8 protein-coding genes are annotated in these 6,986 nt (G+C 62.7%); 6 read left to right on the top strand and 2 right to left on the bottom strand.

What is annotated here, in order from left to right; translation table 11 throughout:
* From ACKLNI_RS15910 to ACKLNI_RS15885, 6 genes are all read left to right on the top strand, one after another.
* The coding region (locus ACKLNI_RS15910) for a cytochrome c oxidase subunit 3 (RefSeq protein WP_413720076.1) at positions 1 to 71 on the top strand (71 nt) is incomplete at its 5' end.
* Positions 72 to 169: 98 nt separating this feature from the next.
* Positions 170 to 844, top strand: coding sequence for an SURF1 family protein (locus ACKLNI_RS15905; RefSeq protein ID WP_413720075.1), 675 nt, complete (start codon positions 170 to 172; stop codon positions 842 to 844).
* A 9-nt stretch (positions 845 to 853) separates the two neighbouring features.
* Complete coding sequence (gene thrC / locus ACKLNI_RS15900) at positions 854 to 2,245, top strand: threonine synthase (RefSeq protein WP_413720065.1); 1,392 nt, start codon at positions 854 to 856, stop codon at positions 2,243 to 2,245.
* The gene (locus ACKLNI_RS15895; protein WP_413720064.1) at positions 2,242 to 3,504 is read left to right on the top strand and encodes a M16 family metallopeptidase; all 1,263 of its coding nucleotides are present in this window, start codon (positions 2,242 to 2,244) and stop codon (positions 3,502 to 3,504) included. The genes thrC and ACKLNI_RS15895 overlap by 4 nt, the downstream gene beginning before the upstream one ends.
* Complete coding sequence (locus ACKLNI_RS15890; RefSeq protein WP_413720063.1) at positions 3,504 to 4,085, top strand: GNAT family N-acetyltransferase; 582 nt, start codon at positions 3,504 to 3,506, stop codon at positions 4,083 to 4,085. The genes ACKLNI_RS15895 and ACKLNI_RS15890 overlap by 1 nt, the downstream gene beginning before the upstream one ends.
* A 123-nt stretch (positions 4,086 to 4,208) precedes the next feature.
* On the top strand, positions 4,209 to 4,544 hold the full coding sequence (locus tag ACKLNI_RS15885; protein WP_413720062.1) for a YegP family protein: 336 nt from the start codon (positions 4,209 to 4,211) through the stop codon (positions 4,542 to 4,544).
* 825 nt (positions 4,545 to 5,369) lie between these two features.
* Here ACKLNI_RS15885 and ACKLNI_RS15880 read toward each other — a convergent pair.
* Together ACKLNI_RS15880 and ACKLNI_RS15875 are read right to left on the bottom strand one after the other, a co-directional pair.
* A complete protein-coding gene (locus ACKLNI_RS15880; protein ID WP_413720061.1) occupies positions 5,370 to 6,296 on the bottom strand; it encodes a hypothetical protein in 927 nt (308 codons plus the stop codon).
* A 98-nt stretch (positions 6,297 to 6,394) separates the two neighbouring features.
* On the bottom strand, positions 6,395 to 6,970 hold the full coding sequence (locus tag ACKLNI_RS15875) for a DUF1285 domain-containing protein (RefSeq protein ID WP_488199643.1): 576 nt from the start codon (positions 6,968 to 6,970) through the stop codon (positions 6,395 to 6,397).
* Between the last annotated feature and the right edge of the window lie 16 nt (positions 6,971 to 6,986).

Raw genomic sequence — 6,986 nt, 5'->3', positions numbered from 1 at the left:
CCTGGTACTGGCACTTCGTGGACGTGGTCTGGCTCTTCCTCTTCGCAGCCATCTACATCTGGGGAAGCTGATCTTGGAATTGTGTCACCCCCTCGCGCTCCCCCGAAAGTATTTTCACCAAGAGGAAGGCGCGGGCGGTTCTCGCGCCTTTGTTGTCGGAAAAGGCTCCATGCGCCGTTACCTGATCCCCCTGATCTTTGGCCTCGGCGGTTTCGCCGTGCTGGTCAGCCTCGGCATCTGGCAGTTGCAGCGCCTCGCCTGGAAAGAGGCGATCCTGGCAGATATCGACGCGCGGATCACCGCTTCGCCCGTCGCGGTGCCTGCCGCCCCCGATGCCACGGAAGACCGGTATCTGCCGGTGACGGCGAAAGGCGATCTTCTTGGCACGCCCCTTCGCGTGCTCGTCTCGACGAAGGAGCGCGGCGCGGGCTACCGGCTCGTTACCCGCTTCGTGCTGGAAGACGGGCGGCAGGTCATGGTGGACGAGGGATTCGTCGAACTGGAGGAGAACGCCGCTCCGGGGGACGCCGAAGGTGTCACCGTCGCCGGAAACCTGCACTGGCCCGAGGAGGTGGACAGCTGGACACCCGAGCCGGATCTCTCCGGCGGCCTGTTCTACGCCCGCGATGTCGCGACGATGGCCGGCGCGCTCGGCACCGAACCGGTGCTCATCGTGGCGCGCACGGTGACGGGAACCGATCCGCGCGCCACGCCGATGCCCGTCACCAGCACCGGCGTGCCCAACAACCATCTGGGCTATGCGGTGCAATGGTTCGGCCTTGCCGCCGTCTGGCTGGGGATGACAGCGTTTCTCTTGTGGCGTATCCGGAAGCGGACGGTCTGAGGAGTACCGATGAAATACATTTCCACGCGCGGGCAATCCCCCGCGCTTTCCTTCGAAGAGACGATGCTGACGGGACTGGCACCCGATGGCGGGCTTTATGTGCCCGAAACCATCCCGGCGATGACGGCGGACGAGATCGCTGCGCTGGCGGGTTTGCCCTACGAGGAGATCGCATTTCGCGTCATGCGCCCCTTCATCGGCGACAGCTTCGAGGATGCGCATTTCCGCGATCTGATCGGCAAGGCCTACGCCGGCTTTGGCCACGAGGCGCGTGCGCCGCTGGTGCAGCTTGGTCCGAACCACTTCCTGCTGGAATTGTTTCACGGTCCCACGCTGGCCTTCAAGGACTTCGCGATGCAGCTCATCGGCCAGCTCTTCGAGGACGTGCTGACGCGCCGGGGTGAGCGGGTGACGATCGTCGGCGCCACCAGCGGCGACACCGGCTCGGCGGCGATCGAGGCATTTCGCGGTCTGGATGCGGTCGATGTCTGCATCCTCTATCCCCATGGCCGCGTCTCCGAAGTGCAGCGCCGCCAGATGACCACGCCCTCCGAGGCGAATGTGCATGCGCTGGCCGTGGATGGCGATTTCGACGACTGCCAGGCCGCGGTGAAGGCGATGTTCGCCGACCACGCCTTCCGCGACGAAGTGCGTCTGGCCGCCGTCAACTCGATCAACTGGGCGCGGGTGCTGGCGCAGGTCGTTTACTATTTCTCCTCGGCCGTGTCCCTTGGCGCACCGCACCGGCAGGTCAGTTTCACCGTGCCCACCGGCAATTTCGGTGACATCTTCGCGGGCTATATCGCGCGCCAGATGGGTCTGCCCATTGACCGGCTGGTGATCGCAACGAACCGCAACGACATCCTGCACCGCACCATCCGTGACGGTGCCTATGTGAAGGAGGGGGTCGAACCCACGATCAGCCCGTCCATGGATATTCAGGTCTCGTCCAACTTCGAGCGCGCGCTCTTCGATGCCTATGGCCGCGACGCTGGCGCGGTGGCACAGCTGATGGACGAGCTGAAGGCGAGGGGCGGGTTCCCCGTCAGCCAGGGCGCGATCGGGGCGCTGCGCGACATCTACGACTCGGGGCGCTGTTCCGAGGAGGAGACCGCGGCTACTATCACGACGACCTTCCGGGGCACCGGCGAGATCGTCTGCCCGCATACGGCCGTCGGCATCAAGGTCGCCGAAGAGCAGGGCGCCTCCGCCACGCCCATGATCACGCTTGCCACGGCGCACCCGGCGAAGTTCCCCGATGCCGTCGAGGCGGCCACCGGAGTGCATCCGCCTCTTCCCAAGCGCATGGCCGATCTTTATGACCGGTCCGAACGGGTGACGAGGGTCGCCAACGACCTCGCCGCCATCGAAGCCGTGATCCGGGAGAAACGCGCGAAGTGACCGTCAATCTGCATCGTATGGCCAATGGCGTTCGCGTCGTCACCGAACACATGCCGGGTCTTGCCTCGGCATCGCTGGGGGTCTGGGTGGCCGCCGGCGGACGGCATGAGCGGATCGAGCAGAACGGCATCGCGCATTTCCTCGAACACATGGCCTTCAAGGGCACCAAGACCCGCAGTGCGCTTCAGATCGCCGAGGCGATCGAGGATGTGGGCGGCTATATCAACGCCTATACCAGTCGCGAGATGACGGCCTACTACGCCCGCGTCCTTGCCGAAGACGTCGGACTGGCGCTGGACGTGATCTCGGACATCGTGCTGAACCCTGTCTTCGATCCGCGAGAGATCGAGGTCGAGCGGCACGTGATCCTGCAGGAAATCGGTCAGGCGCACGACACGCCCGACGATGTGATCTTTGACTGGCTGCAGGAAAAGGCATTCCCGGATCAACCGCTGGGCCGGACCATCCTCGGCGCCTCCGAACGCGTCGCGGCCTTCGATGCGCGCGACCTCTCGAAATTCGTGGCCGAGCGGTATGCGCCGGGCAACATCATCGTCGCGGCCGCGGGGGCCGTCGATCACGATCAGATCGTGCGCGCCGCCGAAGACACGTTCTCGCATCTCGAGGCGCATGCCCAGGTTCCCGTCGAAAGCGCGCATTTCGGGGGAGGCGAGACGCGGGTCGAGAAGCCGCTGGAGCAGGCCCATTTCGCCATGGCCTTCGAAAGCGCCGGCTATCGGGACGACGATGTCTACACCGCCCAAATCTTTTCCTCGGCTCTGGGCGGCGGCATGTCCTCACGCCTGTTCCAGGAAGCGCGCGAGAAACGCGGCCTCTGCTATACCATCTTCGCCCAGACCGGTGCCTATTCGGACAGCGGGCTGATGACCATCTATGCAGGGACCAGCGGTGAAGAGATCGGCGAACTGGCCGAACTGACCATCGACGAGCTTAGGCGCTCCGCCGACGACATGACTGACGCCGAGATCGCGCGCGCCCGGGCGCAGATGAAGGCCGGGCTCCTGATGGGTCTCGAAAGCCCGTCCAGCCGCGCCGAACGTCTGGCCCGCCTCCTTGCGATCTGGGATCGTGTGCCGTCGCTGGAGGAAACTGTCGAGAAGATCGACGCGGTTTCAACCGCCCGCGTGCGTGATCTGGCAGGCTCGATGGCGGGCAAGGGCGCTGCGGCCATGGCGCTCTATGGCCCCGTGTCGCGCGCACCGTCGCTGGGCGATCTTATGGGACGGCTCGCTGCCTGATGCTGCGTCTCAGGGGCAAGCTCCGTATTGACACCGAGCGGATGATGCTGCGCCCCCCGGTTCATGCCGATTACCGTGCTTGGGCCGCCCTTCGCGAGCAAAGCGCCGATTTCCTGAAGCCGTGGGAGCCTTCGTGGTCCTCCGACCACCTGACCCGCAAGGGCTTCGTCAATCGCGTCTACTGGGCCAACCGCTCGATCTCGCAGGGCACCGCGCTGCCCCTGTTCCTCGAACGGCGCGCTGACCGTCAGCTTCTGGGTGCGATCACGCTGGACAATATCCGGCGCGGTCCGGCGCAGGCCGGGACAATCGGTTACTGGATCGGCGAAAGCTATGCCCGGCAGGGGTTCATGCGCGAGGCACTGACCGCGCTTGTACATCACGCGTTCGAGGTGCTGGACCTCAGCCGGCTCGAAAGCGCATGCCTGCCCGAGAACACCGCTTCTCGGGGGCTTCTGGAGAAATGCGGTTACAAGTACGAAGGGGTGGCGCAAAGCTACCTCCAGATCAACGGCCGCTGGCGAAACCACGTGCTCTACGCCAACCTGCGGAATGACCGGCGAGGCCGGGTAGACGGCTAACCACCGCGTTCAGATGCGCTCAGGCCGCAATATTCTGCCGTTAGGAAAATTTCCCCTTGGCGAAAATGCGCACAAGACCGCATAACGTCTGTGGAGAAGTCCAACTTAGGGAAAGGCAGAGCCATGGCAGGCAAATTTGAGATCTACAAGGACAAGGCGGGAGAATTTCGTTTCCGCCTGAAAGCGGGCAACGGTCAGATCATCCTGGCCAGCGAAGGTTACAAGGCGAAAGCCAGCTGCAACAACGGCATCGAGTCCGTGCGCAAGAACAGCCAGAGCGACGCGCGTTTCGAGCGCAAGGAGACGAAATCCGGCAAGTGGATGTTCAACCTCAAGGCGTCGAACGGCCAGGTGATTGGCACCTCCGAGACCTACGAGAGCGAGAAGGCCCGCGAGAACGGGATCGCCTCGGTCGCCAAGAACGCGCCGGACGCGAAACTGGACGACCAGACCGCTTGATTTCATTCGATCGGTTATGACAAGGGCCGTCCTCGTGGCGGCCCTTTGGTATTCCGGGGCACAAAGCCGCCAAAGTCCATGTCCATTCCCGGAGTTTGGGGCGGTTGTGCCAGACTGCACTCGCAGAACACGTGCGCATTGGGGTTGGGTCATCAACGGGGACGATCGCGCAGGCGGAAGGGCAAAAAAAATACCCCGACGCAACTGGGATAGCGTCGGGGCAGTATATGGAACAGGGACGAGGTTACAATGTCGGACTCGTTACGACACTTTCCTTATATATCGATTCTCATATCTTTCTTTGAGCCAGATCAAGTGGGGTACCCGTAGTCCCAAGGTCTGCAAATCGGTCTGGATAATGCCTCGACCTATACTTTCGCTGGCAGGTCCCTACGAAAGATAGGCTATCGGCGGGACGCCCCGGGACCTAACGTCAAATAACCCAGAAATCGAAACCCACCTCAGAAGACCCTGTGGATCTGTCCCTCCGCAGGGTCTTCGCTTGTTCGGAAGTTACTCAGGTCGGCAAGCATAGGGTTCCGAGATTCCTGGTGGCTGTGATCTGATCGCTTCGGTCCAGGACGCTGCCGCATGGCTGGCAGGAGCATTAACGCCATCGCAACCTTCCTTACCGTTCGCACCAGATGCTGTGGTCGTTCCGGTGGTCTGCATACAGTTGCCATACACTTTGCCGACGCATTGCAGACCCTTTGCCGACCGGAGGGGAATGGTGCGGGTCCAGTGAAACAAGGCCCTTAACCATCTGAGGCAAGCCAGGCAACGCCACCGAACGCACGTTGCGAGCGCACTGTGCCTGGCGGCGCGTCAATCCTGGGCGGACTGCCGCAAAACCCGTGACCAATGCTTGTCCAGCGCAAAGGTCCACTCGTCGGGATAGGTGCGGAAGAGGCGCTCCAGTTCATTAACCCAGTCCTGGGTGGACTCCACCAGATCGTCGCCCGGCGTCACCGCATTACCCAGCCGAAGCGATATTCCGCTCTCGCTCTGAACGATCATCGATGGCACGATCACCGCTCCCGCCTTCGCGGTGAACCTCGCCGGCCAGCCCGTGATCCCGATCGGCTCGCCAAAGGCCTCGGCCCGGACGATGTCGGCGGCGGAGTTGATTGGCGCGTCGGCCGGTGGCGCCTCCCGAATGCGGTCGACGGTGCCAACGACCAGACCCCCTTTGTTCAACACCGCCAGCACTTTACGCGCTACCTTGGTAGGGCTTTCGAGACGGATATCCACGAAATCGCAGCCTAGGTTCTCGTAGATCTCCCATTCCGATTTCGCCCGCCTCTCGTTGGCCGTCGAGCGCACAAGCGCGAGCAAGGGATAGTGCCGCCCCAACCCTCGCCCCATCACAAGCGAGGCATGCGCATGCGGGATCGCCATGACGACACCGCCTTTTGACAGCAGTGCGTCCAGCCGATCTTTCTCCGGGATTTCGAGCATCGCATCAATGGCGTCGGTATAGCCGTGCCGAACCTGCTCGATGCGGTTCATCCCGCGCAGGAAGCCTTTCACGTAACGTCGAAACAACGCGAAGGGAGCAACATTTCCGGCGGCCGCAGCCAACGCAGCGAAAGTCGCTTTGACTGAGCTGCCCGGAAACAAGTAGGCCGCGTACATTACCACACCGAAGACACCGTAGCCGATCTTTCGGACGGGCATCGACCGACGCGCCAGCCACGCCGCGACAACATCATATACGACCCAGATCCGGTCTTTCGTTCGTGTAAAGCTCAATGTTCCGTACCCAGACAGGATCGTCGCCCTCGCGAAGGACAATAAGGGTTTGACCGGTCAGTGCAATGTCTCGCGCCGGACTTCCTCGGGCAGGCGGGCTATCCCAACTCCTCCGAAGGAATGATCGGAAAGAACGTGCCCGAGGACCAGACGCCGAACCACTGCTTGCCCTCGTGCCGGGCGTGTGCGCCGATCTCGACGAGACGGTAAAAACTCTTCCGGTCGATCAATGCCTCGAGACCAGCGCGAACGTGCACATAGGGCGAAGGCTCGCCCGTGTCGGGATCACGATCGACGCGGATAGGGTGCTCCGGCCCGGCGACGGTTGAGTCTCCGACATTGGTCTCGAAGGTCAGGACCTGCTCATCTTCCCGGGTCTCGACCATGAAGTCGACAGCGACGAACGGCGCGTCGTCCACGGTGATTCCGACCTTCTCGACCGGGGTTACCAACACGTAACGATCGTCGTCCTTCCGGAGAATCGTTGAAAAAAGACGTACCAGTTCTGGCCTGCCGATCGGTGTGCCGAGATAGAACCAAGTGCCGTCGCGGGCAATTCGGATGTCCAGTTCTCCACAATCCGGCGGATTCCAGAGGTGAACCGGCGGCAAACCGCGCTTGGAAGCGGCACGAGCGCTTGCCGCCAGCCCTTCGGCGGTCGGTTTCACGATCATTTGTCCATCTTCTTCT

Source organism: Silicimonas lutimaris (assembly GCF_047314965.1).
Taxonomy (GTDB): domain Bacteria; phylum Pseudomonadota; class Alphaproteobacteria; order Rhodobacterales; family Rhodobacteraceae; genus JAVJUV01.
This window is presented reverse-complemented; position numbering and strand designations above follow the sequence as displayed.

Bases quoted from the DNA above. Each gene is read 5' to 3' on its own strand.
- ACKLNI_RS15905 (WP_413720075.1), top strand. From the start codon at position 170: ATGCGCCGTTACCTGATCCCCCTGATCTTTGGCCTCGGCGGTTTCGCC.
- thrC (WP_413720065.1), top strand. From the start codon at position 854: ATGAAATACATTTCCACGCGCGGGCAATCCCCCGCGCTTTCCTTCGAA.
- ACKLNI_RS15890 (WP_413720063.1), top strand. From the start codon at position 3,504: ATGCTGCGTCTCAGGGGCAAGCTCCGTATTGACACCGAGCGGATGATG.
- ACKLNI_RS15885 (WP_413720062.1), top strand. From the start codon at position 4,209: ATGGCAGGCAAATTTGAGATCTACAAGGACAAGGCGGGAGAATTTCGT.
- ACKLNI_RS15875 (WP_488199643.1), bottom strand. From the start codon at position 6,970: ATGATCGTGAAACCGACCGCCGAAGGGCTGGCGGCAAGCGCTCGTGCC.